Below are 26,232 nucleotides of genomic sequence, written 5' to 3'. Positions count from 1 at the left end.
GTGGCAGGCTTACGGCGGTGTGGTTGGGGTCTGTGTCGGGAATTTCTCTTGAGAGCGGGGAAAGGCTGACGGGTTTCCGCGCGGTTCTTCCTCCCGGCTGGAGGAGGCATTGTAAAGTACGGATTCCCGCGGGCAGCGTAGTGTGGCGATGCAGCCGACCGGCATGCCATGTTTGCGCCTGTGATGGGCCATATCATTGAGATCCGCCAGTGTGAAGCTGAAGCCGTGCAGGGAGGCTACGGCTGCGACCAGACTGAGTCCCAGCCCTGTCCCCTCCACATGGCGGCTGCGATCGGATCGATAGAAGCGCCGGGTGACCAGCTCGCGCTCGAAAGCCGAGATGCCAGGGCCCGTATCGCTGACGCTGATCAGCATGGAGCCATCATGCGCCAGAGACGCTTCCACCATGATATCACCCGGTGCCGGCGTAAACTTGATGGCATTACCGACCAGATTGGCGAGCGCCTCCATCAATAGATCGGCATCGGCATAGATCGCCGGAACAGGGGGCGACGGGGTGGTAATGCCCAATGTCAGCCCGGCATCTTCTGCGATGCTGCCATACAGTGCTTCAAGGTCGGACAGCAGGTCCGGCAGATTGACGGCACTGAAATGGGAGCGCCGCTGACCCGTCTCTATTTCCGCGATGCGCAGGAGGGCCGTAATAATACTCAGCGTGCGATCCGTCCCATTCAGGGCAAGATCAATGGCGGTATGGGCCGAATCCAGATCCTGTGCTGAGCGGGCCTGTTCCAGCCGCATCCGCACCCGTGTCAGCGGTGTTCGCAGGTCATGGGCGATATTGTCGCCCGCGCTTTTCAGATCGCGGATCAGATCCTCGATACGGTCCAGCATACCGTTGATGCTGGTAGAGAGGCGGTCGAAATCTCCGTCTCCGCCCCGCAGGGACAGTCGTTCGCTGAGGTCACCATTCATGATACGGGCGATGGAGGTATGAAAATCACGCACACGATCCAGCGTCTTTGCACTGATCCATACCGCCACGATCAGCGCCAGGATAACAGCAGGTACAACCCCCATCAGCAGGGCGCGCAGTACCACGTGCCGCAATTCATCCAGTTGTTCGATATTGCGGGCCAGAATCAAAATCCGTCCATCATGAATACGCAGGGCGACGGCGCGCATTTTTTCGCGCACGCTGTATTCGCCATCCAGACGCAGCAGTTTGATGCCATGCGCAACCCCATCTACCGGCAGATACTTAGGCAGATGCAGCAGATTGCCGACAATGCGAGTGCCATCCGCCTCGAAAACACCAACCAGTGTCACGCGGTGCAGGTCGTTCACGACATTCAGATCAACGGCGCGGAGCGTATCTTCCATACGATCCGCGACGAGCTGTCTGGCATCATGGGCCAGTGTCCTGTCCACACGTTCCGTTTCCAGAATGGATGTCTGTACGTAAATGAATGAAAACAGACACAGAATGGCCAGCAGGAATGAACCTCCCAATGCCATTGCCAGCCGAAAGGTGGTGGTGTGGAAGATCTCCCTGATCACTGCAGGGGGGGAAGTGGGACTGGATGTACCTGGCGGCGTATGACTGGATGACAAAAGAGCGTGTCCTGCCTGGTGGATCAGGCGGAGGGCGTGCTGCTGGTCTCGGAGGGGATGCGCAGCATGAAACCGGCACCGCGCACAGTATGGATCAATCCGTCCCCGCCAGCCTCGGCCAGCTTACGACGCAGCTTGCCCATATGCACATCGACCAGATTGGTCTCTGGCAGGAAGCGATAACGCCAGATGTCTTCCAGCAGCATCGCCCGTGTCACCACCTGATCAGGACGCCGCATCATGTATTCCAGCAGCTTCAGCTCCATGGCCAGCAGATCAACCGTTTTGTCCGCGCAGGAAAGCGTGCGGTTCAGCAGATCCAGCCGCAGCGGGCCAGCGCGCAGTTGCAGGCTGGCCTGACTGACTGGGCGCCGAACCAGCGCCTCGATTCGTGCTATGAGTTCTTCCAGCGAAAAAGGTTTGACGAGATAATCATCGCCGCCGGCACGTAGTCCTTCGATACGATCATCCACCGCGCCAAGAGCGCTCAGGACCAGGGCAGGTGTCTGAATATTCTGCTCCCGCAACCGTCCGATCAGACTTAACCCATCCAGTTCAGGCAGCATCCGATCAACAATCATAACATCGAAGCCGGATTTGGTTGCTGCCTCCAGACCTTGCGTGCCTGTGACTGCCAGTTGGGTATCATAGTTGCGAGCTAGGAGATTTGACTGAAGGGACGGACCGACTTCTTCATCGTCTTCTATGACCAGTACGCTTGTCATGTTATTTCCCATGGCTACCGTCCTTTGTCATTAAGAATAGTCTTGCCGCAGCGGCAATTAAAAGGCGCATTATATTCGAAGGCAATAAGCGTGGACGTGGTCACAGCAGGCCCTGCTTGCGAAAACTGCTCCATCCATGCCGCCCGATGATGACATGGTCATGCAGATCAAGCGAGAGAAGACGCCCGGCTTCCCGTAATTCTCTGGTCATACGGATATCCTCGGCGGACGGGGTAGGGTCTCCGCTGGGATGGTTGTGCACCACGATCAGGGCGGTCGCATGCAGTTCCAGGGCGCGTTTCACGACTTCCCGTGGATAGACAGGTGCGTGATTGACCGTGCCATGCGCGAGAATTTCATCCGCGATCAACTGGTTGCGGTTGTCGAGAAACAGCACCCGGAACTGCTCATTCTTTTCCCTCGCCAAAGAAGCATTGAGATAGGCGATCAGCCTTTCCCAGTTGTTCAGCACCGGCTGTGCCACGGCATCGGCGCGCAGCAGACGCAGCGATGCCGCCCGCACCAGAGCCAGCGCCGCAGCACCTGCTTCTCCCACTCCCTTGATGGTGGTCAGTTCCCTGGGGGATGCACTGATGACGGCTGCAAAACTGCCGAAATGGTTCAGCAGGTCTTTTGCCAGCGGCTTGGTATCGCGGCGTGGAAGCGCCAGAAACAGCAGCATCTCCAGCATTTCGTAATCCGCCAGCGCCTCCGGCCCATGCGTCAGCAGCCGGTTGCGCATCCTGGCCCGATGCCCCTCGGTTCCTTTGCCGGGCGGGACCGATGTCACCAGGGCAGAATTGGCAGCAACATCCTCGACAGAGAGCACGGGGGAGAGGGTTTCGGAAACCGATGTTTCCTGGCGCAGGATATGTCTGCCCAGCGGGCCAGAAGCTTCTCCGACGCCTTTAGCCATGCCGCCGGTTTCCTATTTTCTTTCGCGTATCGTCAAACTGGATAGGGCCACGCATTGTATCCGGCAGGGGAGAGGGTGAAAATTTCAGTGCCTGTCTCTGTGATGCCAATCATGTGTTCATATTGTGCGGACAGGCTGCGATCCCGTGTAACCGCGGTCCATTCATCGTCCAGAACCTTTACGTCCGGACGGCCCGCATTCACCATTGGCTCTATGGTGAAGAACATGCCGGGTTTCAGCACGGTACCGCTGCCGCGCCGACCGTAATGCAACACGTTGGGGGCGGCGTGAAAGGTGCGGCCAATTCCATGACCGCAGAAATCCCGTACGACCGACATGCGTTTGTTTTCCACAAAGCTCTGGATCGCATGACCGATATCACCCAGTGTTGCGCCGGGCTTTGCCGCTTCGATGCCACGCATCAGGCTTTGATAGGTCACATCCATCAGCACGCGCGCTTTGGTGGCCGGGGTGCCGGCCGCATACATGCGGCTGCTGTCGCCATGCCAGCCATCCAGAATGACGGTGACATCAATGTTGAGGATATCGCCATCCTCGAGTTTTCTCTCACCGGGAATGCCGTGACAGACGACGTGGTTGATGGAAACGCAGATCGATTTAGGGAAGCCGCGATAGTTCAGCGGTGCCGGAATGGCGCCATGATCGACAATGAAATCGTGACACAACTGGTTCAGTTTTTCAGTCGTGATGCCGGGGCGGACATGGGGGGTGATGAAATCCAGCGTCTCTGCCGCCAGCCGTCCGGCTGCGCGCATGCCGACGAAATCCTCCGGCCGATGCAGGATGATACGCTTTGAGTCGGACTCACCGTCCATTCAATCCACTCCCCGGCCTCAATGCGGACATTCCGCCAATCTGACCCACTATACCAGCGCACGGCAATCCCATTGTGACCATGCCGTGTACCGCCTGAACCCGGGGCAATAGGAACACCCTGCTCTGACGTCAATGCAGTTTCACGGTCGGCTCCACGCGGGAGGACAGGCTGCGTGACAGTGTATCCACGATGGTACGCCACCAGCCTGACACGGCCACCTCATGCATCTTGTAGAGCGAACGATACATCAGTCGGGCAAAATAGCCCTCAATAAACATATTCTTGCCGACCAGAGACCCCATCAGATTACCGACCGTGCTGTAGCGTCCCAGCGAGACCAGAGAGCCGAAATCCCGGTAATGATAGGGTTTGAGCGCCTCTCCAGCCATGCGGCGTTTGATCTGTCCGACCATGTGACTGGCCTGCTGATGAGCCGCCTGGGCACGCGGTGGTACCAGACGCCCGGTTTCATCCAGTGGGCAGGCGGCACAGTCACCGAAGGCGAAGATGTTCGGATCACGGGTGGTCTGAAGCGTCTGTTCGACCACCAGCTGGTTGGCGCGATTGGTTTCCAACCCGTCAATGTCACGCAGGAAATCCGGGGCTTTGACTCCGGCTGACCACACGACCAACTCGGCCGGCAGGAATGTACCGGAGGAAAGCTGCACCCCGTCTTCCCGTACTTCAGCCACGCGGCAGTTCGTCATGACCTCAACCCCCAGCTCTTTCAGCAGTTCTTCGGTCGCAACCGACATACGCTCCGGCAGGGCAGGGAGAATGCGTGACGCCGCTTCTATCAGCATGATGCGCATGTCACGTTGCGGGTCGATCCGGTCGAGGCCATAGGCTACCATCTGACGGGCGGTACGATGCAGCTCGGCGGCCAGTTCGCTGCCTGTAGCCCCCGCGCCGATAATGGCGACATGCAGCTGCCCGGGGCGGAGCGGACCGTCCTGAGACTGCGCGCGGATACAAGCATTCAACAGGCGGCGATTGAAGCGGACGGCCTCGGTCGGGGTATCCAGCGGCACGGCATACTGGGCCGCGCCCGGCGTACCAAAATCATTGGTCACGCTGCCGAGGCAGATGACCAGCGTGTCATAAGGGATGGAGCGGGGAGCCGTGATCTGCCGTCCTTCCTCATCCCGCATTTCGCCCAGATGAACCAGCTGTGCCTGCCGGTCCAGCCCGATCATCTCCCCAAGCCGGAAGTCGAAATGGTTCCATTTTGCCTGCGCCAGATAGTTCACCTGATGCTCGCCGGGATCCATGCTGCCGGCGGCAATGATATGCAGCAGAGGCTTCCAGACATGCGCCCGTGCGCGGTCGATCAGTGTCACATGAGCCTTGCCATGTTTCCCAAGCGTGTTGCCCAGAGCGGTGACGAGTTCAAGTCCACCGGCTCCACCGCCCACGACCACGATCCGATGCGCCTGATTCATGGAATTCTGTATCCTCACGATTTTTGATCGACAGAAATCGACAGGGGGCAGGCTGTGCAGGCCCTGTCAGCAAATGTGCATAAGCAATGGGGCGAAATGGAAAAACATTTCGCCCCTTCCGGGAAGCCGCCCTGGCGGGTAGCTGGAACAGATATAAGGCCGTCAGCTGGAAAAATCAGGAGGGCTTAACGGGCTGCCACCTGTGTGTGGCGTGCCTTGGATGGTTTGACGAGAGATGAGATTTTCTGGACCTGTGCCCGCCACAGCTTCTGCCCCTTCACCACCACGGGTGTCACCTGCACCTTGCCGCCATCTTGATGGGCAGCCCCGACAGCGGCACGTTGGGCGGCGGCGCGGGTACTGAAAGCACCAACCTGCACTACGGAGGCGGAGCGGTGCAGTCTGCTGCGCGGCATGACGGGGGCCTCGGCCACCTCGACCTCCCGTGCCGCCGGAACACGCGTCTGATGGCGGGCTACCCGCATCCGTGCGGAAACAGGCATGGCCGACGCATGGGCGGAGGAGATGAAGGACGGTGCCCGTGCCTGTGCCACAGCCATACCGTCAGACTGCACGCCTTCCTGTCTGAAGCCGGCATTGAGCAGGGCTGCCATATGGCTGTCGCGCTCATATTTGTTGGAGGCGCCAAACACCACGCCGATCAGCCTGACGTCGTTACGCAGCGCGGATGTAACCAGATTCAGCCCGGATGCATTGGTATAACCGGTCTTCAGCCCGTCCGCACCCGGGTAGATGGAGAGCATACGATCATGGTTCGGGATCACATGGCGGTGAAACACGAAGCTGGGCGTGCTGAAGTAACGATATTCAGACGGGAAATCGAGAATCAGATGACGGGCCAGCACAGCCATATCATGGGCGGTGCTGATCTGGTCCGGGTCCGGCAGGCCGGAGGCGTTGCGGAACACGGTGCGGGTCATGCCAAGCGCACGGGCGCGGATGGTCATCATCTGCGCGAACTGTTCTTCGCTACCGCCCAGCATTTCGCCGACCGCGGCGGCGGCGTCATTGGCGGATTTGGTCACCAGGCCGAGAATGGCTTCCTCGACCGTCAGCCTTGTGCCAGGTACCAGCCCGAGCTTGGAGGGTGACATGGAGGCGGCATGATCGGAGACCGGAACCAGATCATCAAGGGAGACCCGACGATCCCGCAATGCCTCGAACAGCATATACAGCGTCATCATCTTGGTCAGGCTGGCGGGGTGACGCAGTTCATCGGGGCTGGAGGCGGAGAGGACGGCGCCGGTATTGGCATCGACGACGATGGAGCTGTATCGCTCGGAACCGATCTGGGCGTGGGCCGTGGTGGAGAAACCGGTCGCTGCGGTGGTGAGGAACGCGGCTCCTGCGGAGACATGCAGGCCGCCGATAATGGTACTGCGCAGGATGATCTTGCCGAACAGGCCGGGGGCGAGTCGGGTGCGCCAGCTTCGGCGGAGAGGGGACACCATCATGGCGGGTGTCTCCTCCGTTGCAATGGCCCGGCTTGCCTGCGCTCTGTCAGCTTTTATACGCCCCACGGTCCATCCCCCCAAACATTATTAAACCTAATAGGCGAGCAAGGCTGCTGTCCAGCGTCGTTTGCCGGGAAAAGCAATATTTCCGGTATGTTAACAGATGATTTGCAGAGCGGTTCTTGGCCGTGGCGGATAACCCCCCGGTGTTGCCGAACTGTCATCATTGAGCCACCCGGCCATGCTGGCGGAGATGAGAAAGCCTTGCCGTCATTGACTTTAAGGGGAGGGAGGGCTACCTGATATCTCGTGTTGCAATGCAACATGACGGTTCATGTTTTATGACGGTCCGGGAATGGTGTTCATGATGCCTGCCGATGCCGGATAGACCAGGCCGTATAGTCTGAACGTCTCCTCCGCTCCCTCCCGGCGCGGGATGAACGGGAATGATGCAGTATGATTCCAGGCCCTGACGATCTGATGGCCTTCCATCGCGACAATCTTGATGCCTTGCTTCAGTGCAGTCAGGTCTGGGCCGGCGGGTTTCAGGAACTGTCCCGTCAATGGCTTGCCAGTGCTCAGGATGGTCTGGAAACGGCCACCAATGCCATGCGCCGTATGGCGGAAACCCGCTCTGTGCAGGATATGATTGAGGTCCAGAACAGCTTTGCCCGCGATGTGATGGAAAAAGCCGTGGTTGATACCAGCCGGTTGGCGGATGCTTCCATGCGGGTGGCGGAGCAGGCGCTGGCCCCTCTGACCGAGCGTGTCTCTGCTGCCGTCGATCGGATGGGGTGAGCGATCCCGCTTCCGTTGCTTGTGTCTACAGTATGCATCGGGTGCTTTTCCCCTGCCTGCTCCCTCTTTCCCCCGCCAGCCCTGATCCGATATGGTAGGCTGGCGCAAGCCGCGCCCCAGTGGCGCGTGGTACGGCTTCATGACGGGAAGAATACCATGATCGATATCCATGGCAGCGATGAGCACGGGCAGGGTCATGCCGGGGATGGCACCAGCACCGGACTGATTGCGAAAACGCGCCCGGCAACACGCAAGCCGTCCTTGTATAAAGTCTTGATGCTGAACGACGACTACACGCCGATGGAGTTCGTCGTGCATGTGCTGGAGCGGTTTTTTCAGAAAACCCGCGAAGAAGCGACCCAGATCATGCTGCATGTGCATCGGCGCGGGGTGGGGGTCTGCGGTGTCTTCACCTATGAGGTCGCCGAGACCAAGGTAACGCAGGTGATGGATCTGGCCCGCCATAACCAGCATCCCCTGCAATGCACAATCGAGAAAGAATAAGCGCGAGAAAGAAGAAGGGAGCATTCCTTCTCACGGCCTCTCTGCGTTGCCTTGAAACGGCCTTATATTTCACAACATCTGCCGGATTGTGACATAGTATTGTGCAGGTGCGAAGATGGATGCATCCGCCGTTCGACATGTCTAAATGAGACATATCCGGCATTACCGCCGGGTCTGTCGAACCGACGTGCCGGAGATCTCCTATCATGCAGCTTTCCAGGAAGATGCTTCATCCGTTTGCCGGACTTGCCGCTGTAGCTGTTGCAGTCAGTGGCTTTCTGCCCGTCAAACAGGCTCAGGCCGCCACGGACAACTATCGCCCGCGCTGTGCCGATTACAGTGCTGCGGTGGGGGAGGTGGTCAACAGTCGCCGGATCGAAGCGATGGTGGCGCGCAACCATATTTCCTCCCGCAAGATCGGCTGGTTCGAGACAATCGATGATGCTTTCCGCACTCTGGAAAGCAACGCCGCCGCGAAGGGACTGCCGACGGCAGAGCTGCCGGACAGCACCCCGCACAAGATCGAACGCGCCCGCACCGTCTATCGCGTTTGTCAGAAGGCACCCGGGATGATGTTCTCCGACGCCGTGACGAAAGCCTGGGTGGCGGTGCGTGAAGCCCAGAACCTGCCAGTGCGGCCGGAGCTTCACGCCGCCCGCTGATTTTCCCAAAGACAGGAGGCTCAAAGACAGCCGGCCCATAAGGCAGCAGGGAGGCGGGCATGCGGCGAAGGCTATTGTCGCCGCCCACGGCTTGGGAGACACGCTAGCAGTCTTCAAGCCGGAGTTCGCACCCATCATGACCGCTACCGCCCCTATTCGTCGCGCCCTGATTTCCGTCTCCGACAAGACCGGGTTGATCCCCTTTGCCAAGGCGCTTGCAGTTGGCGGGGTGGAGATTCTCTCCACCGGCGGGTCCGCCGCGGCGCTGCGGGCGGCCGGAGTGGCGGTCAAGGATGTCTCTGCGCATACCGGTTTCCCTGAGATCCTCGATGGCCGGGTGAAAACGCTGGTGCCGCAGATCCATGGCGGTATTCTCGGTCGCCGTGATCTACCGGAACATGTCTCGCAGATGAATGAGCACGGCATTGCCCCGATTGATCTGGTCTGCGTCAATCTTTACCCGTTCGAAGCCACCGTTGCCTCCGGTGCGGATTTCGAAACCTGTGTCGAAAATATTGATATTGGCGGCCCCGCCCTGACCCGTGCGGCGGCTAAAAACCACGATCACGTCACCATCGTCACCGATCCGGCGCAGTATGATGCAGTGCTGGAGCAGTTCACCGCGCATGGCGGCACGGATGCCACGCTGCGCCGTCGGCTGGCGGCGGCGGCTTTTGCCCGCACAGCGGCCTATGACAGCGCCATTGCAACCTGGTTTGCGACTCAAGGGACGGTTCAGGAGGAATTTCCGCGTCATTTCTCCATTGGTGGCAGCCTGAGGCAGGGGCTGCGCTATGGCGAGAATCCGCATCAAAGCGCCGCTTTCTATGCGCTGGGGGCGCGTCCCGGCGCTGCGACCGCGCGCCAGCTTCAGGGCAAGGAGCTGAGTTACAACAACATCAACGACACTGATGCCGCCTTTGAATGCGTGGCCGAGTTCGAACAGCCAAGCGTCGTCATCGTCAAGCACGCCAATCCTTGTGGCGTAGCCTCGGCGGCCAGTCTGGCAGAAGCGTGGGATATGGCGCTACGCTGCGATCCGGTTTCGGCTTTTGGCGGGATCGTGGCCCTCAACCGCACGTTAGACGCAGAAGCGGCCGAGCGTATCACCAGCATTTTCAGCGAGGTGATTGTCGCCCCCGATGCGGATAAGGCCGCGCTGGAGATCGTGGCACGCAAAAAGGCGCTGCGTCTGCTGCTGACCGGTGGCATGCCGGACCCGGCTGAGCGGGGCATGGCGGTGCGGAGCGTGGCGGGGGGGCTGCTGGTGCAGACGCGCGATAATGGCCGCATCCGGCGCGAGGATCTGCGCGTGGTGACGAAGCGGACGCCGACGGACGCGGAATGGCGTGATCTTCTGTTCGCTTTCCGGGTCTGCAAGCATGTGAAGTCCAACGCCATCATCTATGCGAAAGATCTGGCCACCACCGGCATTGGTGCCGGGCAGATGAGCCGCGTCGACAGCGCCCGCATTGCCGCCCAGAAAGGCGGCGCGCTGATCGCAGGCAGCGTGGTAGCGTCGGATGCATTCTTCCCCTTCGCCGACGGTCTGGAGGCCGCCTCTGCCGCCGGTGCAACGGCCGTGATTCAGCCGGGTGGCTCGGTACGGGATGATGAGGTGATCGCCGCGGCGGATGCGGCCGGTCTGGCCATGGTGTTCACCGGTATGCGCCATTTCCGGCACTAAATCCTGACCAGGGGGGATGGACCTGCGCGCCGGTTCCGCTTATCAAGCGGCGGTGCGCAGGATTGCCTCTCCGGTTGATTCTCCGCGTTACGGCATGTTGGGGCGTAGCCAAGCGGTAAGGCAGCGGATTTTGATTCCGCCATGCGGAGGTTCGAATCCTCCCGCCCCAGCCAGCCTATTCAGATAAAAACCAGCTGCGTGCCATTATCCTGCACGCCTTTCTGCGTTCAGTTGGCTGCCGGCAGTCTCTGATGGCTGGATAAAATATTACCAGCAGTAGAAAATAACAAATCAATATTCAATCACAAATCAAGAATTATTTAATAATAATTCTTGAAACTATATAAATAACATTTTGTTAACGCAGTTGTATTATCAATTTCCTTGCACAATAAAAATTTGTTGTCTCGGGAAAAGATAGTCGTCCTATTTTCTTGATTGAAAATCAGCGCATATAAGGGGTTTCCTGTTTTGGTCGCAGAGTCTGCCTGCCTCCATGGAGGGGCATATCTTCCGGCTCCCTCCGTCCCGACGCAGGAAGGGGTTGAGGATATTCGTTTTGATTTCAACGACGGTGCCAGAGTCCATTTTCCAGAGCGGGAGGATGGTGTCTGGCGGGTGACACTGCGTGATAAGGCATCTGGCGTAATCCTGTATCACGGCGATCTGAAAAATGGCCGTCTGCAATCGGCGAAGCGATATTTTCTGCGCTATGAGATCAGGGTTTTTTTTGTATCCGATGATGGCAGTATCAGGGATGTTTTCCATCATCAGTTCGATCCGGCCGACAAGATCATCCTGATCCAGATACCGGTTGGCACGCTGGGAGATGCGATTGGCTGGTTCTCCTATGTGCCACGTTTTCAGGAGAAAACAGGCGCCAGAACGATTTGTGTCGTTGCTGATAAATTTATTGCCCTGTTCAAGGATCAGTATCCGAACATCGAATTCACCACGAAGGAAGTTCTGGCCAAGTCCGATATGCAGGAACAAGCCTATGCAACTTACCGGATTGGTTTGTTCTTTACGGATACCGAAAATAACTGGCAGCCCAGCGACTTCCGGCATGTCGGCCTCCACAAGACGGCGGCCTATATACTGGGTGTCGATCCGGGTGAGGTCAGGCCTGCAATCGCTGTCCGTGATGACTCCAGACCCATCGAGGAGCGCTATGTCTGCATTGCCGCGCAGGCATCATCGCAGTGCAAATATTGGAACAATCCCGATGGATGGAGAGAGGTCATCAAATTCCTGAAAGAGCAGGGATTGCGGGTGATCTGTATCGATCAGAAATCGGTACATGGCAAAAACTGGGTCTGGAACCATCTTCCACATGGCTGCGAGGATCAGACCGGTAATCGTCCTTTGGAAGAACGTGTACGCTGGCTGACCCATGCCGAATTTTTCATTGGCACCAGCTCAGGACTTTCCTGGCTGGCCTGGGCAGTCGGGATTGATGTCGTATTGATTTCGGGTTTTACCCACCCGACCAACGAATTTTATACGCCATACCGGGTCATCAACTGGAATGCCTGTAATTCCTGCTGGAATGATCCCAGAATCATGTTTGATCACAATAATATTTTCTGGTGTCCGCGCCATGAAAACACGGACAGGCAGTTTGAATGCTCACGTTTGATTACGCCTGAAGCGGTTATTTCAACCATCAAGACAATTCCTTCAATGGCAGCACTCAACAACGATGGAGCCAGACCTCAATGAGCCTTACATATCTCAGTGGCGGCAATTGGTCCGCCGTCAATAGCAACGGCACGACTTATTATCAAAGCGGCGCGACTTCGGTGACCGGACCGGTGGTGCTGGGCCACATCAACACGCTGACTATCTCCAGCGGCGCGGTTGTTTCCAGTGCCATTCTGGATGGAGGCGTTCCCACCGTGTCTGTTCTCAGCGGTGGCATCATGACGGAGTCTGTCGAGGTAAACGGCTATCTGATCGTTGCCAATGGCGGTGTTGTATCGGGGAATACCTATAATTCGAATGTGGTGACGATTGCCGCTGGCGGCAGTTCCATCAATGATACCTTTGTCAATGATGGCCCCGCTGCGGATGGCGCTGCGACCGTTTCGGTGACGGCCGGCGGGACGTTGAATGGGGCGACTTTCAACAGTGGAACAGTGAACGGCTTGCGTGTCATCGTTGGTTCCGGTGCGAATGTGTCCGGGCTGACGGTGGGGGCGGGGGCGACCGCTGTTGTATCCTCCGGCGCGCATGTATCTGCGGTGACGGCGACCTCTGGCTCGGTCGTTTCCATGGCGGCCACATATGGCAGTGGAACCCCGAATACCGAGCCCCCGCTTTCAGGTTTCACCTTTCTGAGCGGCGGCAACTGGTCTGCGGTCAATATCAGCGGCGTGACCTATTACCAGAGCGGTACGCAATCCGTCACCGGCCCGGTGTTGATGTCCCGCATCAACACGCTGACCATTTCCAGCGGCGCGGTCGTGTCCGGGGCGACGATTGCCGGCGGTGTTCCAACGGTCTCCGTGCTCAATGGCGGTACGATGACGGATTCTTTGGAAGTGAACGGCTATCTGGTCGTTGCCAATGGCGGGGTGGTGTCGGGAAATACCTATAATTCGAATGTGGTCAGGATTTCTGCCGGGGGCAGTTCCATCAACGATACCTACATCAATAGCGGCCCCGATGCGGATAGTGCCGCCAATGTGACAGTCATGTCCGGTGCCACGGTCACGTCCCCTTATCTGGGTAATGCCTCGGCGGGTGCTTTCACCATGACGGTCTCTGCCGGGGCCATTGTCACAGAGCCGACGACCGTGGCGGGTGGCGGCAGGCTGGTGACCTATGCCGGTATCGATGGATCGGCGCCCTGCTTCCTGGCTGACAGCATGATCACCCTGGCGCGGGGAGATGTTCCTGTACAGGACATTGAGGTTGGGGATGACATCGCCACCTATCATGGTGGAACAGTCTCTGTCCGCAAGGTGACATGGGTTGGAAAATCACAGATGCGGGTCCAGCCTTCCGTTCCTGACGATCTTGCCGGCTATCCGGTGCGCGTGCTGAAAGATGCTATTGCTCCAGATGTGCCGTGCAAGGATATGCTGATCACGGGTGAACATTGCCTGTTCCTCGACGGAGCCTTCGTTCCGGTGAGGATGCTCGTGAATGGCCGTTCTATCCTCTACGATAAAACCTTCATGGTTTATGATTGCTATCATATCGAAACCGAGACCCATTCGGTGATCAGGGCGGATGGTGTTCTGACAGAAAGCTATCTCGATACCGGTAACCGCTATGCGTTCCAGAGCAAGGGCCGCGTTGTGGCGATCGATGGTCGGCGCAATCTGGATTGGAACGCTGCCGCGGCGCCTCTCTGTGTATCGCGGGATTTTGTCGAGCCGCTGTTCCGTCAGATCGAGGCCCGCGCGGAACAGGCCGGTCTTCCTGACCGCACGGTCACAGCCTGTTTTACGAATGATGCGGCGCTGCATCTGGTGACGGATGGTGGGCAGATCCTCCGTCCTGTCCGCAAGACCGAGGATCGTGTCATGTTCATGGTGTCGGGAGATGTCAGGGATGTGCGCATTGCCTCCCGCAGCAGCCGTCCCTGCGATATGATCGGCCCGTTCGTCGATGATCGTCGGCAACTCGGGGTGCTGGTTGGCGAGGTTCTTTTGTTCGAGGCCGCGTCCACTCGTCATATCGAGAGTCATCTAAGACAAAGCGACCTGCCGGGTTGGGGTGCGATGGAGGCCGTGCCTTGCCGCTGGACCAACGGCAATGCCGTTCTGCCACTTGGGGAGCGTGCCCCTGACAGTATCGCGCTGCTGGCGATTCAGATCAGGGCTGGAGGGCCTTATCCGGCTGATAAGACGGTCGGCATGGATATGGCGGTAACAGCCTGATCTGAAGCTTCTACACCCATATCGTGTCAGTGCACCTGCGCGATATGGGGTAACTGCGCGATACGGCCCGCATCCCATCGTCTTGCTTGAGGAAAGGATTTGCAGAGGCTGACCAGCCCTTGCCGCCATAACGCCGTCAGGGTGCGGCAGATGGTTTCAATTGTCAGGCCCAGATAATCGTCGATGTCGCTATGGCTCATGGACAGGATGATGGCATTGCCTGGCCCCTCATCCAGCCGGTCGCGCATGTCATCCGGAAAACCAGGCAATCTTTCACACGCTGTCTGGAGGCTCAGCATAACCCGCTGTTGCCTGCCATCAGCCACATTGCACGGGCGCAGCCACGGATGATGTGGATCAATGCCTGGTTTAATGGGGGCAGCTTCAGGCGCATCTGGAAAGCCGTGGAATCAATCCCGCTTGTTATGATGACTGATGACGGCGCATGGACAGGTGCCCTCTACCACGTGCGGGTGATGAAAGGGGACGATCAATTTTCTGGAAAAGCTAAGCACACCCAACCACCCAAACTGGTGCCGGGTGAGGGATTTGAACCCCCGACCTTCGGTTTACAAAACCGCTGCACTACCACTGTGCTAACCCGGCCCGCTGGTGAGTGGGAGGGGTTTTAGACATAACTGGCGGTGTTCTGCAATCCGCTTTCCGCACAGTCTTTGCCGGTCGGACTGTTTCCCGGCCGACCGGATGCATAAGAGCTAGCGATTAAAGCCCAGAAAGCCTGTTTCATTGGCATTGGCATTGGCATTGGCTTGTTTCGGCTGTGTGGCGGAGAGGACGGCGCTGTCCTCATGATGGGATTTACTGCCCTTGCTCCTGGTCGCCTTGCCGGCTGTAGCAACCGGTTTAGGGGCCGGGCCGCTGATGACGGCGGCGCTGTCCGGCGGTGGACGCATGGAAAGCAGCAGGAAGGAAATCTCGTTCCGCCCCAGATCCACTGACAGTTCCAGTGGTGTCATGCCCAGCACATTGCGCGCCTCCAGCTGTGCGCCACGTGACAAGGCATCGCGGGCAGCAGGGACATCACCGCGGTTGATGGCATCGAACAGGGCATCATTCGGCTGCATATCGGCCAGCGATTTGTCGGGCGGTGGCACCGGCGTATGGCTTGCAGGTTTGGAGCCGGGAAGAGAGGGGGGAGGAGCCTGCTGCACCTTTGGTTCTGAGGCGTGCGGGTTATTGTGCATACCCATGCCCTGAGCCTGCGCAGCATGCTCCGGAGCGATGCAGAGGGTGGTCACCAGAACCGCCAGAATACCGCCACAGCGTGTGCGAAACGACAAAGAAGAAGTCAGGCGATACGCCATCAGAATGAATACTCCCTTCCGCCCGGTGCCTGATGGCAGAGGCGGGTGCATGCGGTTCAGTTCAGCCACCAGAAGCCGACATTCAGATAGGTGGCATAGCAGACCCATACGGCATATGGCACAAACAGCCAGGCCGCCAGAGTATCAATCGCTTTGAAGCGGTGGATGCAACGAAAAATCAGGACCAGCAGCGCAATAATCACAATCAGCGCGATCCCGATCTGGTGGAGGCCGAAAAAAATCGGGTTCCACAGCGCGTTGACCAGAATCTGCCAGCCCCACAAGCGCAGCGTGCTCCACGCCTTGCGGCGCCATAGCAGCCAGCCTGCCACACCGATCATGATATACAATGTGGTCCAGACGACCGGGAATACCCAGTTCGGCGGTGTTCCGGGCGGTTTGGTGAGTGATGGATACCAGTCGCGCACGCCGCCCTGTGTAAAGACCCCATCAACGGTTGCCACCAGCAGGCAGAAAGCAATAAATCCCGCCAGCGCCACTGCTGGAGACCAGCGCGCAGAAGCGGCATCCGGATTATTCTCATGAAAATCGGGTTGTCTGGCCATTCCTGCTTCCCTGTCGTGTTTCTTGTGTCGTCCTGCCTGTGACGCACTGGAAAAATTGCCGATACATCAGGCCGAACAGTCTTCTGTCACAGGTCCCATTATCGTCCCTCACGCCGCCACGCTGCCAGGATCAGCGACAGGATCAGCGGCAGAGCGATCCAGCTGGGCAAAAGCGGCAGTGCATCAATCCCGGTCACCAGATGTGCATCATTGCGGCGCAGACCAATCCAGCCATTTCCAGAGGCGCGAGCACCCATAGAGACGCGGCGGATAGCGGGTACCCCTGCGGGCGATAGCCAATGCATACTGCCACCGCTGAGCCGGGCCGCGCCATTCAGCACGGTCGCTGTGGCGCGGAGATCGGCGACCTCCACCGGATCAGGCGGGGATGCCGCCACGAAAGCAGTCAGTTCAGAGGATGCGGCAGTGTCCCCTTCCTGAGAAGCGGGTTTAGCAGACAGCGGCGGACGATAACGCACGCGCCAGACACCGGGTGCGGCGGCGGGTAGACTGGCCTCCGCCCGCCCAGGCCCGGTGATATGCAATGGAACGCTGGTGTCTTTGCCGTCAGGATCGGTCACGGTCACCGTGCCGGGTGGAATATCCTCCGGGCTGCGCAACCGGGCTGTCAGACGCCCTTGCGTGATCTGTGCCGTAAGGGCGTGTTCCTCAAGCTCAGGCTGCTTCATGGCCCAGTGCGCGACGCGACGCAGCAACTCCGCCTGAGGACCACCCCCCTGATGTCCGCGTGACCATAGCCAGATCTGGTCTGATAGCAGCAGCGCCACGCGCCCTTTACCCACGTGGTCCAGAATCAGCAGCGGCGCGCCATCCGGGGTGGCAAGCACAGTTTGGCCATGCCCCGGATTATCCAGGCTGTCCGTGGCGATATAGCGGTACCACGATCCCCATTCCGAAGCGGTATCTTTTCCCCCTCCCGGTGCGCCGGGCAGTTTCTCCGTCACCGGATGATGGGTGCCGAGTGGGGTCACCTGCGGGCGGAACCCGCCTTCTATCACGGCAGAAAGCGGATCGTCGGACTCCTGCCCGTGCGGCATGGCAGGCAGCACGGCACCGAGTGGAGAACTGGCAAGGCTGACCGGACTGGCATATTCCGGTCCGGCGGTCATCAGCAGGGCGCCGCCCTCCCGCACATAATCGGCGATGTTGCGCAGGTAGATTTGCGGCAGAATCCCCCGGTTCTGGAACCGGTCGAGAATGATGAGATCGAAATCGCGGATTTTTTGCTGGAACAGTTCCCGCACAGGAAAGGCGATCAGCGCGAGTTCGTTGAGGGGCGTGTTATCGTCCTTTTCCGGTGGCCGCAGAATGGTGAAATGCACCAGATCGACCGAGGGATCGGCTTTCAGCAGCCGCCGCCACGCCCGTTCGCCCTGATGCGGCTCGCCGGAGACCAGCAGCACGCGCAGCCGGTCCCGCACCCCGTTGAGAGTGACCACGGCGTGGTTGTTAATGGTCGAGACTTCTCCCGGCAGTGTTGCTGCCGTCATGTCGATGACGCTCGGCCCCTCATGGGTCACGGGCAGGGTAATGGGGTATTCCTGCCCGATCGGCACGGTGTACTTTACCGGAGCCTCTCCGTCACGGCGGAGGGTCAACTCCGCCACCGGGGTGGCACCCGGGGCAGGGTTGGCGACGCCCAGATCCTCAACCGCCACGCGCAGGGAGACGGTCTTGCCGACAATGCCGTAGGTCGGGGCCTCGATCATGCGCAGGCGGCGATCGGTTTCCTCACCTCGCCCGGTCAGCAGCACATGCAGCGGCGCGTTGAAAGCCGGAGGAGTGCCTTTGGCAATGGAGGGCGGCACGTCATGCACCTGCCCGTCGGTCACGGCGACGATTCCAGCCAGCCGGTCGCGCGGAATATCGGCCAGCCCCTGCGCGATGGCGGCAAAAAGTTTCGTGCCGTCACGGCCATGTTCCGGCACGGTGACGGTGCGCAGTTCCAGCGGAGGCTCACCAGCGCGACCGGGCTGGGGGATGGTCCGCGTCAGAATGCTGCGGGCCTGCTCGGCCAGCTTGGTGCGGTCCTTCAGCGCCATGGACCCGCTCTGGTCGATCACCAGCAGGGCGATATCGGCCAGTCCCTGCCGCGTCTCCCGCACCAGCATCGGACCGCCGAGCCAGATCAGCAGCGCGGCGAAGGCGGCCAGCCGCCATGACCAGCCCCGCGCCCGGCGCATCAGCGCGGGCAGCAGCGCCAGCAGACACAGAACGCCCAGTGCTCCCAGCAGCCAGAGCGGTAGAAGCGGCTGAAACCCCAGAGAGGTGGAGATATGATCGGTCTGCATCAAATCCCCGTCCTACTGCCCGAGCCGGTCGAGAATGGAGGGCACATGCACCTGATCGCCCTTATAGTTTCCGGTCAGCGCATACATCACCAGATTGGTGCCGAAGCGGTAGGCCAGCAGCCTCTGCCGCGCGCCGCCGGGAATGGTGGCGTAGGGATGGCCCCCTTGATCATCCACCGCCCAGGCCGAGGCCCAGTCATTGCCGCCAATGATCACCGGGCTGACACTGTCATTGGCACGGTCCTCATCGCGCTGGACCCAGACCTCGCCACCGGCGTAACGGCCGGGGAAATCGTGCAGCAGATAGAAGCTGCGCGCCAGCACATGCTCTGGCGTCAGGGGGGTCAGCGGCGGCACATTCAGGGAGCGCCCAATGGCCTGCAACAGGCGTTCATGTCCGCCATTCATGCCGGCCCCGGCCCCGGCATCGCGCGTGTCGATCAGGATGATGCCACCATGCGCCATATAGTCGTTCAGCGCCGCGAGCATGGTTTCCGGCAGGGCATCCTGATTCTGGTCGCTGGTCAGCGGCCAGTAGAGCAGGGGATAGAAGCTGAGATCATCCCGCCCCGGCACCACGCCGATGGGCGGCGCGATCGTGGCGGCGGTCCGGCCGGAGACGAAATCGGCCAGCCCGGCCAACCCCATGCGGGAGATGGCATCCTGCTCCGCATTGCCGGTCACGACATAAGCGAGATGGATGGCGAGTGAAGGATAATGGCTGTCGGGATTCCCGGCGATCCCGCCTGAAGCAGCCGGCGCGGAGCGCGGGCGCAGCGCGGCCATGGTGACCGCGCCGCCGATGAGCAGGCTCAGCATTCTACGCCGCCGGGCGAAAAAGGCGGGTTTCGATGCGGGCGTTGCGAGGGCGCCGTCTTCCTCCCCTCCGCCCCTTTTCAGCATGCCGCGCAGCCAGAGTGACAGAAGCATATCCAGCGCCAGCAGAGCCAGCGCGGTGGCGATCAGTCCCGGTCCGAACGCATGCTGCCGTCCCAGCAGGGCAGCGGTGACGTTGTGCGCTCCCGGAATGGGTGCAGCGGGGAGAAGGGCAGGGGCGGCAGTGCCGATATTCAGCGCCTGCCGTCCCTGTTCCGGTCCGTATAGCCCCGGTGGATGATGGGGAGAGGTCGGGGTGGAGGCAAAATCTCCGGCGCGCAACGGCGTTGCGGCCTGTGGCGGGCTGCCGGGCTGACCGAATCCGTCCAGCGTCTCAGTCGGTGAAAGCACGGTGTCGGGCGGAATGGAGGCCACGCCGGCAGCCAGCCCGACCAGCCGCTTCAGCATTTCCACGAACAGCCCGGAGAGCGGCAGAGTGGACCAGTCTGTATTGGCGGTGACATGAAACAGAACGATGCGCCCCGCCCCCTGACTGCGTTCGGTGACCAGAGGCGTTCCATCCTCCAGCACCGCCCAGCTATGCGTGGCAAGATCGGTGGAGGGTTCCGCCATGACCTGCCGCGAGACCCTTATATCGGCCCCGGTTTTATCCTCTGCTTTCTGATCGCCGGATCTTATGTCACCCCGTCTTATGTCAGAGGACGCCATCCCGAGCGGAGGCAGTCCGGCGAAGGGGCCGGGTGGAAAGGGGGCCAGGTGCGCCGGATGTCCCCATGACATTGCCCCGCCGAGCTGGCGGTCGCCATCCAGCAGCCGGACCGGCATCAGATCATCCGGATGTGCGGCCAGATGCGGCCCGGCAAAGCGGATCAACTCCCCACCCTTGTTGACGAAGCGCAGGATGGCGGCGCGTTCTTCCTCATTTTCCACCGGGCGGTCGGCGAGGATCAGCACGGACAGATCGCGGGAGAGCAGGGTTTTCAGATCGCCCTCCCGAACCTCCGCATAGGGTTCCAGAGCGCGACGCAGATAATAGAGCGGGCCGAGCAGCGGCGTGTCGGCGGCGGTGCGATCCGCCGCCACCAGCCCTACCGGACGCCGGCGCGACTGTTCATCCAGCAGCACGATTCCGCCTGCACCAGGTGGTCCGTCCAGTACCAGCCTTGCAAGCTGGTTGCGGATCTCCGGCGGCAGGATCAGTGGTGCTTCGGCGGTACCTGGTGTGGGGGGCAGGGTAATGCGGGTGCGGGACAGGCTGCGTCCATCGGCGGTCTGCGCCAGCACATCGGCATGATCGGTCCCTGCGCTGCGTCCGGTATGGGATACGCGCAGGATCAGCCGGTCGGGCTGGATCACGGGCGGGCGCAGCAGCAAGGGCGTGCTGCCTTCGGTCTCGACCTTCATCACCGGGCCGAGGTGATTCAATGCCGCGGCGAACACATCGTCACCCGGTTGGGCGAGGCCATCTGGAATCGCCACCACACCCCATCCATTGGCCGGCAGCCGGTTCAGCATGGCAGCGGCGGCGCGGTGATCGGTGGCCCATGGCTGGGGCTGCAACGCACCGATGCGGGCGCGCAGCAGAGCGGGGTCCATGACCGGGCTGGGGGTGGGCTGGGTGCCGTCTCCGCCGGGGGCAGTGGTCAGGAGGGCTGCCTGCCGCCCATCCATGGCGGCGCGATCCAGGCTCTGCTCTGCTGCGCGCAGGATGCCCGGCCAGCGCGGGGCAGAGGCCCAACCATCATCCAGCACCAGAAGCAGGGGAGAGCGGGAGGAACCAGCCGGGCCGGGCAATCCCTCCAGCGGGGTGGAGACCGGTCCGGCCAGCCCGATAATCACCAGCGCGGCGGCAGCGATCCGCAGGGCCAGCAGCCACCATGGCGTGCGGGCTGGTGTTTCCTCCCGCATCGCCAGATCACGCAGCAGACGGAGGCTTGGAAATTTCTCCTGCCGTGGGGCGGGAGGTGTGGCCCGCAGCAGCCACCACAGCATTGGCAGCAGGCCGAGTGCCAGCAACAGCCATGGAGACAGAAACATCATGGGTTGCCTCCCATCAGGTGCTGGCCCGACTGTTATCAGCCCGACTGTTCTCACCCTGATTGCCGGCCAGCGCCTGATGCAGTGCCAGCAGAGGCAGTTCCGGCCCCCGATCGGTGCGGTGGATGGAGAAGGTGAAGCCCATCCCGGCACAGAGCGCGGCCAGTCCTTCCTGTTGGGCGGCCAGCCGTCTGGCATATTCCTCCCGCACCGCGTTGACGCGGGGGAGTAGCACCTCCCCATCCGCTTCCATCCCGGTGAAGCGCACGCGGCCTTCATAAGGCAGCAGCACTTCGGCCGGATCGAGAATCTGAAGCACGCAGCCCCTGACCGGCAGCGCCGCCAGCCGGGCCAGTGAGGCGCGGATCTCCTCCAGCGGCGCGAGGAAATCGCCGATCAGCACCGCATGGGAAAAAGGAGGCACCGGTGCGGAGAGAGGTGGCACCTCACCCGGCGGCAGCGTGTTCAGCGCCATGGCGAGCGCCTCTAGCGCGGCCTGCCCGCCGCTGAAGCGCGTTTCCGCTCCCAGCAGCCGCACACGCTCCCCGCCGCGCAGCAGCAGGGAGGCCAGCGCCAGCAACAGCAGATCGGCCCGTTCCAGCTTGGAGACCGTGGTTCCGGTCGAGCGGAACTGCATCGAGGCAGAGCGGTCGGTCCACAGAAAAACCGTCTGGGCGGCTTCCCACTCCGTCTCCCGGATGAACCAGCCGCGCGGGGCATCCAGCCCGGAGCGGGCGGATTGCCGCCAGTCGATGCGGCGGGGCGTATCGCCGGGGGAGAAAGGGCGGAACTGCCAGAAACTCTCGCCGCTGCCGGTGCGGCGGCGGCCATGCACGCCCTGCGCGACGGAGGACGCGACCCGCTCCGCCGCCGCCAGCAAAGGCGGCAACCGCCCGGCCTCCGCCTGTGCCCGCAGCAGGGCCTGCTGATGAGAAGAAGCCGCCATGGGGGTTGGCATAGGGGTTGGACTCACCCGATCCGCTCGATCAGGCGCTCGATCAATTGATCGAGCTGAATGCCCTCGGCGCGGGCGGCAAAACCCAGCGCCATGCGATGCCGCAGCACCGGCGGAGCCAGCGCTGCCACGTCATCGAGGCTTGGGGCCAGCCGCCCGTCCAGCAGGGCACGGGCGCGGGTCGCCAGCATCAGGGCCTGCGCCGCACGAGGCCCCGGCCCCCAGGCCAGATGACGGCGCAATGCCGTATCCTCCGTGGTTTCCGGGCGGGCGCCACGCACCAGCGCCAGAATCGCATCCACCACGCTGTCACCAACCGGCATCTGCCGCACCAGACGCTGCGCCTGAAGCAGATCCTCGGCGGTCAGGGCCTGTTGCGGACGGTCTTCCTCCACGCCGGTGGTGGCCAGCAACATGGCGCGCTCATCGGCCGCCTCCGGGTAGGTCAGGGTGACCTGAAGCAGAAACCGGTCCAGCTGTGCTTCCGGCAGTGGATAGGTGCCTTCCTGCTCCACGGGGTTCTGTGTCGCCAGCACATGGAACGGGCGCGGCAGGGCATGCTCCACGCCACCGACCGCTACCTTCCCCTCCTGCATCGCCTGAAGCAGCGCGGATTGTGTGCGCGGGCTGGCACGGTTGATCTCGTCGGCCATCAGAAGCTGGCAGAAAATCGGGCCGGGGATAAAGCGGAAAGCGCGGCGGCCAAGCTCCGTTTCCTCCAGCACTTCGCTGCCGAGAATATCGGCGGGCATCAGATCGGGCGTGAACTGCACCCGCCCGGCATGCAGGCCCAGCACCGTGCCGAGCGTTTCCACCAGACGGCTTTTACCCAGCCCCGGCACCCCGACCAGCAGCAGATGGCCGCCGCTGAGCAGCGTCACCAGAGTCTGTTCGATCACCGCGCGCTGCCCGAAAATCGCCTTGCCGATTTCGGTGCGCACCGCCGCTATTTTCGCGCCGGTGGCTTCCAGCGCCGCGAGACTGGTTTCAAGTGAGTGAGTGTCGGCGTTTTGAAACATGCTGACCGGCATAATGATGCACATATCCTCTGGCGATGGTGGAAATTGGCCGCGTGTCACAGGATCAACGCAAATGGTGACATGTTGTCGCACGATCGCAAAGCGGGAGATCAGTGCCCGTAGCGTGCATGCAGGCTTCGGGCGAGCTGATCGGCGAATTTGGCCGCCGCGACAGACAGCACCCGGCCCCGCAGATGGCCCAGCACGCAGGAAACCGGCTCCGCATCACGCGGGTCGAGCGGACGGAGGCACAGATCACCGGCTTCCTCCTCCTGCAACGGGCTGGCGGCCTGAAAGGTCACGGCTCCGGCGCGGCGCACATATTCGGTCAGCAGCTCCATCGAATCAGAGTCCACGGCGATATCCTGGGGGTCTGTCTGCCCCAGCCGTAACAGCGCCTCATCCAGAGCCTGACGGGTGGCCATGCCACGTTCCGGCAGCGCCAGACGATGCGCCAGACAGGCCCGCAGCCGCACCGGCGCGCCATCCCGCCTGGCCAGCGGATGATCCCACGCCATCACAGCGCAAAGCGGCAAGGCGTAGTGCAGCAGGGGTTGAATCTCGCTGTCCGGCAGGGGCTGCAGAACCAGCGCCAGATCGGCCTCATAACGGCGCAGCGCTTCCAGCGCGCGGCTGTGATCCAGCACCCTTATGCTGAAGGAAACCAGCGGATGCAGCCTGCGGCATGCCTCGATTTCTCGCGGCAGGTCGAGCCGGGCAAAAGCCTGACTGCACACCACCGTCACATGCCCGCGCCGCACCCCCTGAAGATCGGCGATGCGGGAGCGTATCTGATCCAGATCGGCCGCCCTGGTCAGCGCATGCTGCACGATCAGCTCCCCGGCGGCATTCAGACGCATGCCCTGTGCGGTGCGCTCGAAAACCGGTGTGCCCAGCTCCTCCTCGAAATCCTGAATCTGGCGGGTGAGGGCGGAGGCGGTGATGTGCAGACGCTCGGCCGAGCGACGGATGGAGCCGCTGCGGGCCACATCGACGATATGAGTCAGAATCCGCAGATGTCGCATAGGCTGTTGATCACTTATGTTGGCACCATGCCATCAGAAGAAGGTGTTCAGATTTTCACAACACCTTGTCAAGAAAAGGGCACTGGCAGGCAACGGGTATGATTCGTAGCCTTCTGCGGCAGGGCTTGTGAACCTGCGCATGTTCGGGCGGAGAAGGAATGAATGATGACGGGTTCCGTATCCGGGAGTGCTGTCAAAAAACGACATCCTGTGGATCAGATGCTGCCATGGCCCAGATTGCTGACCCTCGGGGTGCAGCATGTTCTGGTCATGTATGCCAATGCGGTGGCGGCACCGCTGATTCTCGGTGCGGCGATGCATCTGGATCAGGCCCATATCGCCATGCTGATCAATGCCGATCTGTTTGCCTGCGGCATTGCCACACTGATCCAGACCATCGGCTTCGGTTCGTTCGGCATTCGCCTGCCCATCATCATGGGAGTCACCGGTCTGTGCATCCCTCCCATGCTGACCATGGCCGCGACGCCGGGAGTAGGCTTACAGGGTATTTACGGGGCTGCTCTGGTCGGGGGGCTGTTCGGTCTGGCCATCGTGCCGCTGATCGGGCGGATGCTGCGCTTTTTCCCTGCTCTCGTGACTGGCTCCATCATCATGATGATCGGTATTTCGTTGATGCGGATTGGCATCAACTGGGCTGCCGGCGGGATTGGAGCAGCTGATTACGGTTCCTTCCACCATATCTCGGCGGCGGTCGTGGTACTCCTGACCATCCTGCTGCTGGTGCGTTTCGCGCGCGGGTTTCTGTCCCATGTCGCGGTTATGGCCGGGCTGCTGACGGGATATATGCTGACCATCCTGCGGGGGGATGTCGATTTCTCGGGTCTTGCCGCGGAGCCGTGGATGAGGGTGGTTACGCCCCTGCAATTCGGCATGCCCAGCTTTCACCTGATCCCCTGCCTGACCATGTGCCTGCTGGTCACTATTACCTTTATCGAGGCGACGGGCATGTTCATGGCGCTGGGCAGCGTGGTGGGGAAGCCCGTCTCGGAGGAGGATATCAGACGCGGGCTGCGGGCCGATGGTCTGGGGACCGTGATCGGCGCGGTGTTCAACACCTTTCCCTATGTTTCCTACTCCCAGAATGTCGGCATGGTCGGGATTACGGGGGTGTTCAGCCGGTATGTCTGCGTTGCCAGCGGGGTCATCATGCTGGCGCTGGGTCTGGTGCCGAAACTGGCCTTTATCGTCGCCACCATTCCCTACAGCGTGCTGGGCGGGGCGGCTTTCATCATGTTCGGTATGGTGGCGGCCACCGGCATCAAGATCCTTGCCACCGTCGATTACAGGACGGAGCATAATGCCGTGCTGGTGGTGGCGCTGTCGGTCGGGCTGGGCGTCATTCCGCTGGTAGCGCCGGATTTTTTCCGGATGCTGCCTGCTGCATGGAGGCCGGTCGTGGCTGATCCGATCGTACTGACGGCTGTCTCCGCCGTGCTGCTGAACGCATTTTTCAGCCGTGCCACAAGGCTGCGGCAGACAAAAACGGAGCAACGCCTCATGGCGGTCCCCTTTGCCGCGCCAGAGCATCCCTCCGAGCCTGTCAGGCTCTGATGCAGAGCCAAGGCTAATCTGCGATCGTGCCGTTTGATCAGCAGAGAGAGACTTCCTATATCGCTCTCAAGG

At 61.0% G+C, this 26,232-nt stretch carries 21 protein-coding genes and 2 tRNA genes; 8 read left to right on the top strand and 15 right to left on the bottom strand.

All coding sequences use genetic code 11. The annotated features are described in order from the left end of the window. Positions 1-9 precede the first annotated feature (9 nt). The 6 genes from GbCGDNIH6_RS08370 to GbCGDNIH6_RS08345 all read right to left on the bottom strand — a co-directional run bounded on the left by GbCGDNIH6_RS08370 (position 10) and on the right by GbCGDNIH6_RS08345 (position 6,971). Positions 10-1,575, bottom strand: a complete 1,566-nt coding sequence (locus GbCGDNIH6_RS08370; RefSeq protein WP_157692385.1) for a sensor histidine kinase — start codon at positions 1,573-1,575, stop codon at positions 10-12. A gap of 23 nt (positions 1,576-1,598) precedes the next feature. Further along, positions 1,599-2,300 (bottom strand): response regulator transcription factor, encoded by a 702-nt coding sequence (locus GbCGDNIH6_RS08365; protein ID WP_232449767.1) that lies wholly within the window; start codon positions 2,298-2,300, stop codon positions 1,599-1,601. A 100-nt stretch (positions 2,301-2,400) separates the two neighbouring features. Then, complete coding sequence (radC, locus tag GbCGDNIH6_RS08360; RefSeq protein WP_072563554.1) at positions 2,401-3,216, bottom strand: RadC family protein; 816 nt, start codon at positions 3,214-3,216, stop codon at positions 2,401-2,403. 32 nt (positions 3,217-3,248) lie between these two features. Continuing rightward, positions 3,249-4,052, bottom strand: coding sequence for a type I methionyl aminopeptidase (gene map / locus GbCGDNIH6_RS08355; protein ID WP_072563553.1), 804 nt, complete (start codon positions 4,050-4,052; stop codon positions 3,249-3,251). Positions 4,053-4,182: 130 nt separating this feature from the next. After that, complete coding sequence (locus GbCGDNIH6_RS08350; protein WP_072563552.1) at positions 4,183-5,496, bottom strand: NAD(P)/FAD-dependent oxidoreductase; 1,314 nt, start codon at positions 5,494-5,496, stop codon at positions 4,183-4,185. A 185-nt stretch (positions 5,497-5,681) separates the two neighbouring features. After that, a complete protein-coding gene (locus tag GbCGDNIH6_RS08345; RefSeq protein ID WP_072563551.1) occupies positions 5,682-6,971 on the bottom strand; it encodes a D-alanyl-D-alanine carboxypeptidase family protein in 1,290 nt (429 codons plus the stop codon). Between the two features lie 456 nt (positions 6,972-7,427). Between GbCGDNIH6_RS08345 and GbCGDNIH6_RS08340 the strand changes: the two genes are divergently transcribed. The 7 genes from GbCGDNIH6_RS08340 (at position 7,428) to GbCGDNIH6_RS08310 (ending at position 14,512) form a co-directional block, all read left to right on the top strand. Continuing rightward, positions 7,428-7,769: a phasin family protein gene (locus GbCGDNIH6_RS08340; RefSeq protein ID WP_072563550.1), complete on the top strand. Its 342-nt coding sequence runs from the start codon at positions 7,428-7,430 to the stop codon at positions 7,767-7,769. A 156-nt stretch (positions 7,770-7,925) separates the two neighbouring features. Then, positions 7,926-8,273 (top strand): ATP-dependent Clp protease adapter ClpS, encoded by a 348-nt coding sequence (gene clpS, locus GbCGDNIH6_RS08335; protein ID WP_038512569.1) that lies wholly within the window; start codon positions 7,926-7,928, stop codon positions 8,271-8,273. 206 nt (positions 8,274-8,479) lie between these two features. Further along, the gene (locus GbCGDNIH6_RS08330) at positions 8,480-8,935 is read left to right on the top strand and encodes a hypothetical protein (protein WP_072563549.1); all 456 of its coding nucleotides are present in this window, start codon (positions 8,480-8,482) and stop codon (positions 8,933-8,935) included. 136 nt (positions 8,936-9,071) lie between these two features. Further along, the gene (gene purH / locus GbCGDNIH6_RS08325) at positions 9,072-10,622 is read left to right on the top strand and encodes a bifunctional phosphoribosylaminoimidazolecarboxamide formyltransferase/IMP cyclohydrolase (protein WP_072563548.1); all 1,551 of its coding nucleotides are present in this window, start codon (positions 9,072-9,074) and stop codon (positions 10,620-10,622) included. 98 nt (positions 10,623-10,720) lie between these two features. Further along, a tRNA-Gln gene (locus GbCGDNIH6_RS08320) sits at positions 10,721-10,795 on the top strand. 298 nt (positions 10,796-11,093) lie between these two features. Continuing rightward, the gene (locus GbCGDNIH6_RS08315; RefSeq protein ID WP_232449766.1) at positions 11,094-12,344 is read left to right on the top strand and encodes an autotransporter strand-loop-strand O-heptosyltransferase; all 1,251 of its coding nucleotides are present in this window, start codon (positions 11,094-11,096) and stop codon (positions 12,342-12,344) included. After that, positions 12,341-14,512 (top strand): Hint domain-containing protein, encoded by a 2,172-nt coding sequence (locus tag GbCGDNIH6_RS08310; protein WP_081370051.1) that lies wholly within the window; start codon positions 12,341-12,343, stop codon positions 14,510-14,512. Before GbCGDNIH6_RS08315 ends, GbCGDNIH6_RS08310 begins: the two co-directional genes overlap by 4 nt. Positions 14,513-14,538: 26 nt before the next feature. Here GbCGDNIH6_RS08310 and GbCGDNIH6_RS08305 read toward each other — a convergent pair whose 3' ends face one another. From GbCGDNIH6_RS08305 to GbCGDNIH6_RS08265, 9 genes are all read right to left on the bottom strand, one after another. Continuing rightward, positions 14,539-14,760 carry a helix-turn-helix domain-containing protein gene (locus GbCGDNIH6_RS08305; protein WP_157692384.1) on the bottom strand — a complete coding sequence of 74 codons (222 nt, stop codon included), beginning with the start codon at positions 14,758-14,760 and terminating at the stop codon, positions 14,539-14,541. Between the two features lie 283 nt (positions 14,761-15,043). Beyond that, positions 15,044-15,118: transfer RNA gene (locus GbCGDNIH6_RS08300), tRNA-Thr, on the bottom strand. A 110-nt stretch (positions 15,119-15,228) separates the two neighbouring features. Further along, a complete protein-coding gene (locus tag GbCGDNIH6_RS08295) occupies positions 15,229-15,837 on the bottom strand; it encodes an ankyrin repeat domain-containing protein (protein WP_072563545.1) in 609 nt (202 codons plus the stop codon). Between the two features lie 56 nt (positions 15,838-15,893). Then, the gene (locus tag GbCGDNIH6_RS08290; protein ID WP_198355735.1) at positions 15,894-16,403 is read right to left on the bottom strand and encodes a TspO/MBR family protein; all 510 of its coding nucleotides are present in this window, start codon (positions 16,401-16,403) and stop codon (positions 15,894-15,896) included. Positions 16,404-16,501: 98 nt separating this feature from the next. Continuing rightward, positions 16,502-18,715 (bottom strand): hypothetical protein, encoded by a 2,214-nt coding sequence (locus tag GbCGDNIH6_RS08285; protein WP_072563544.1) that lies wholly within the window; start codon positions 18,713-18,715, stop codon positions 16,502-16,504. 12 nt (positions 18,716-18,727) lie between these two features. Continuing rightward, entirely contained in the window at positions 18,728-21,592 is a 2,865-nt protein-coding gene (locus GbCGDNIH6_RS08280; protein WP_072563543.1) for a DUF4159 domain-containing protein, read from the bottom strand. Between the two features lie 13 nt (positions 21,593-21,605). Then, positions 21,606-22,535 carry a DUF58 domain-containing protein gene (locus GbCGDNIH6_RS08275; protein WP_232449764.1) on the bottom strand — a complete coding sequence of 310 codons (930 nt, stop codon included), beginning with the start codon at positions 22,533-22,535 and terminating at the stop codon, positions 21,606-21,608. A 23-nt stretch (positions 22,536-22,558) separates the two neighbouring features. Beyond that, positions 22,559-23,575, bottom strand: coding sequence for an AAA family ATPase (locus GbCGDNIH6_RS08270; protein WP_072564469.1), 1,017 nt, complete (start codon positions 23,573-23,575; stop codon positions 22,559-22,561). Between the two features lie 98 nt (positions 23,576-23,673). After that, on the bottom strand, positions 23,674-24,588 hold the full coding sequence (locus GbCGDNIH6_RS08265; RefSeq protein ID WP_072563541.1) for a LysR family transcriptional regulator: 915 nt from the start codon (positions 24,586-24,588) through the stop codon (positions 23,674-23,676). Positions 24,589-24,750: 162 nt separating this feature from the next. Between GbCGDNIH6_RS08265 and GbCGDNIH6_RS08260 the strand changes: the two genes are divergently transcribed. Continuing rightward, positions 24,751-26,160, top strand: coding sequence for a nucleobase:cation symporter-2 family protein (locus tag GbCGDNIH6_RS08260; RefSeq protein ID WP_072563540.1), 1,410 nt, complete (start codon positions 24,751-24,753; stop codon positions 26,158-26,160). Positions 26,161-26,232 lie beyond the last annotated feature (72 nt).

It is taken from the genome of Granulibacter bethesdensis, assembly GCF_001889525.1.
Taxonomy (GTDB): domain Bacteria; phylum Pseudomonadota; class Alphaproteobacteria; order Acetobacterales; family Acetobacteraceae; genus Granulibacter; species Granulibacter bethesdensis_C.
Note: the sequence above shows the minus strand (reverse complement) of the source record. Positions and strands in the feature narration are given on the sequence as shown.

Coding starts and splice junctions, on each gene's coding strand:
- GbCGDNIH6_RS08365 (WP_232449767.1), bottom strand. CDS start 2,300: ATGACAAGCGTACTGGTCATAGAAGACGATGAAGAAGTCGGTCCGTCC.
- radC (WP_072563554.1), bottom strand. CDS start 3,216: ATGGCTAAAGGCGTCGGAGAAGCTTCTGGCCCGCTGGGCAGACATATC.
- GbCGDNIH6_RS08285 (WP_072563544.1), bottom strand. CDS start 18,715: ATGCAGACCGATCATATCTCCACCTCTCTGGGGTTTCAGCCGCTTCTA.
- GbCGDNIH6_RS08305 (WP_157692384.1), bottom strand. CDS start 14,760: ATGCGCGACCGGCTGGATGAGGGGCCAGGCAATGCCATCATCCTGTCC.
- GbCGDNIH6_RS08265 (WP_072563541.1), bottom strand. CDS start 24,588: ATGCGACATCTGCGGATTCTGACTCATATCGTCGATGTGGCCCGCAGC.
- map (WP_072563553.1), bottom strand. CDS start 4,052: ATGGACGGTGAGTCCGACTCAAAGCGTATCATCCTGCATCGGCCGGAG.
- GbCGDNIH6_RS08340 (WP_072563550.1), top strand. CDS start 7,428: ATGATTCCAGGCCCTGACGATCTGATGGCCTTCCATCGCGACAATCTT.
- GbCGDNIH6_RS08280 (WP_072563543.1), bottom strand. CDS start 21,592: ATGATGTTTCTGTCTCCATGGCTGTTGCTGGCACTCGGCCTGCTGCCA.
- purH (WP_072563548.1), top strand. CDS start 9,072: ATGACCGCTACCGCCCCTATTCGTCGCGCCCTGATTTCCGTCTCCGAC.
- GbCGDNIH6_RS08310 (WP_081370051.1), top strand. CDS start 12,341: ATGAGCCTTACATATCTCAGTGGCGGCAATTGGTCCGCCGTCAATAGC.
- GbCGDNIH6_RS08270 (WP_072564469.1), bottom strand. CDS start 23,575: ATGCCGGTCAGCATGTTTCAAAACGCCGACACTCACTCACTTGAAACC.
- clpS (WP_038512569.1), top strand. CDS start 7,926: ATGATCGATATCCATGGCAGCGATGAGCACGGGCAGGGTCATGCCGGG.
- GbCGDNIH6_RS08260 (WP_072563540.1), top strand. CDS start 24,751: ATGATGACGGGTTCCGTATCCGGGAGTGCTGTCAAAAAACGACATCCT.
- GbCGDNIH6_RS08350 (WP_072563552.1), bottom strand. CDS start 5,496: ATGAATCAGGCGCATCGGATCGTGGTCGTGGGCGGTGGAGCCGGTGGA.
- GbCGDNIH6_RS08275 (WP_232449764.1), bottom strand. CDS start 22,535: ATGGCGGCTTCTTCTCATCAGCAGGCCCTGCTGCGGGCACAGGCGGAG.
- GbCGDNIH6_RS08295 (WP_072563545.1), bottom strand. CDS start 15,837: ATGGCGTATCGCCTGACTTCTTCTTTGTCGTTTCGCACACGCTGTGGC.
- GbCGDNIH6_RS08345 (WP_072563551.1), bottom strand. CDS start 6,971: ATGATGGTGTCCCCTCTCCGCCGAAGCTGGCGCACCCGACTCGCCCCC.
- GbCGDNIH6_RS08330 (WP_072563549.1), top strand. CDS start 8,480: ATGCAGCTTTCCAGGAAGATGCTTCATCCGTTTGCCGGACTTGCCGCT.
- GbCGDNIH6_RS08290 (WP_198355735.1), bottom strand. CDS start 16,403: ATGGCCAGACAACCCGATTTTCATGAGAATAATCCGGATGCCGCTTCT.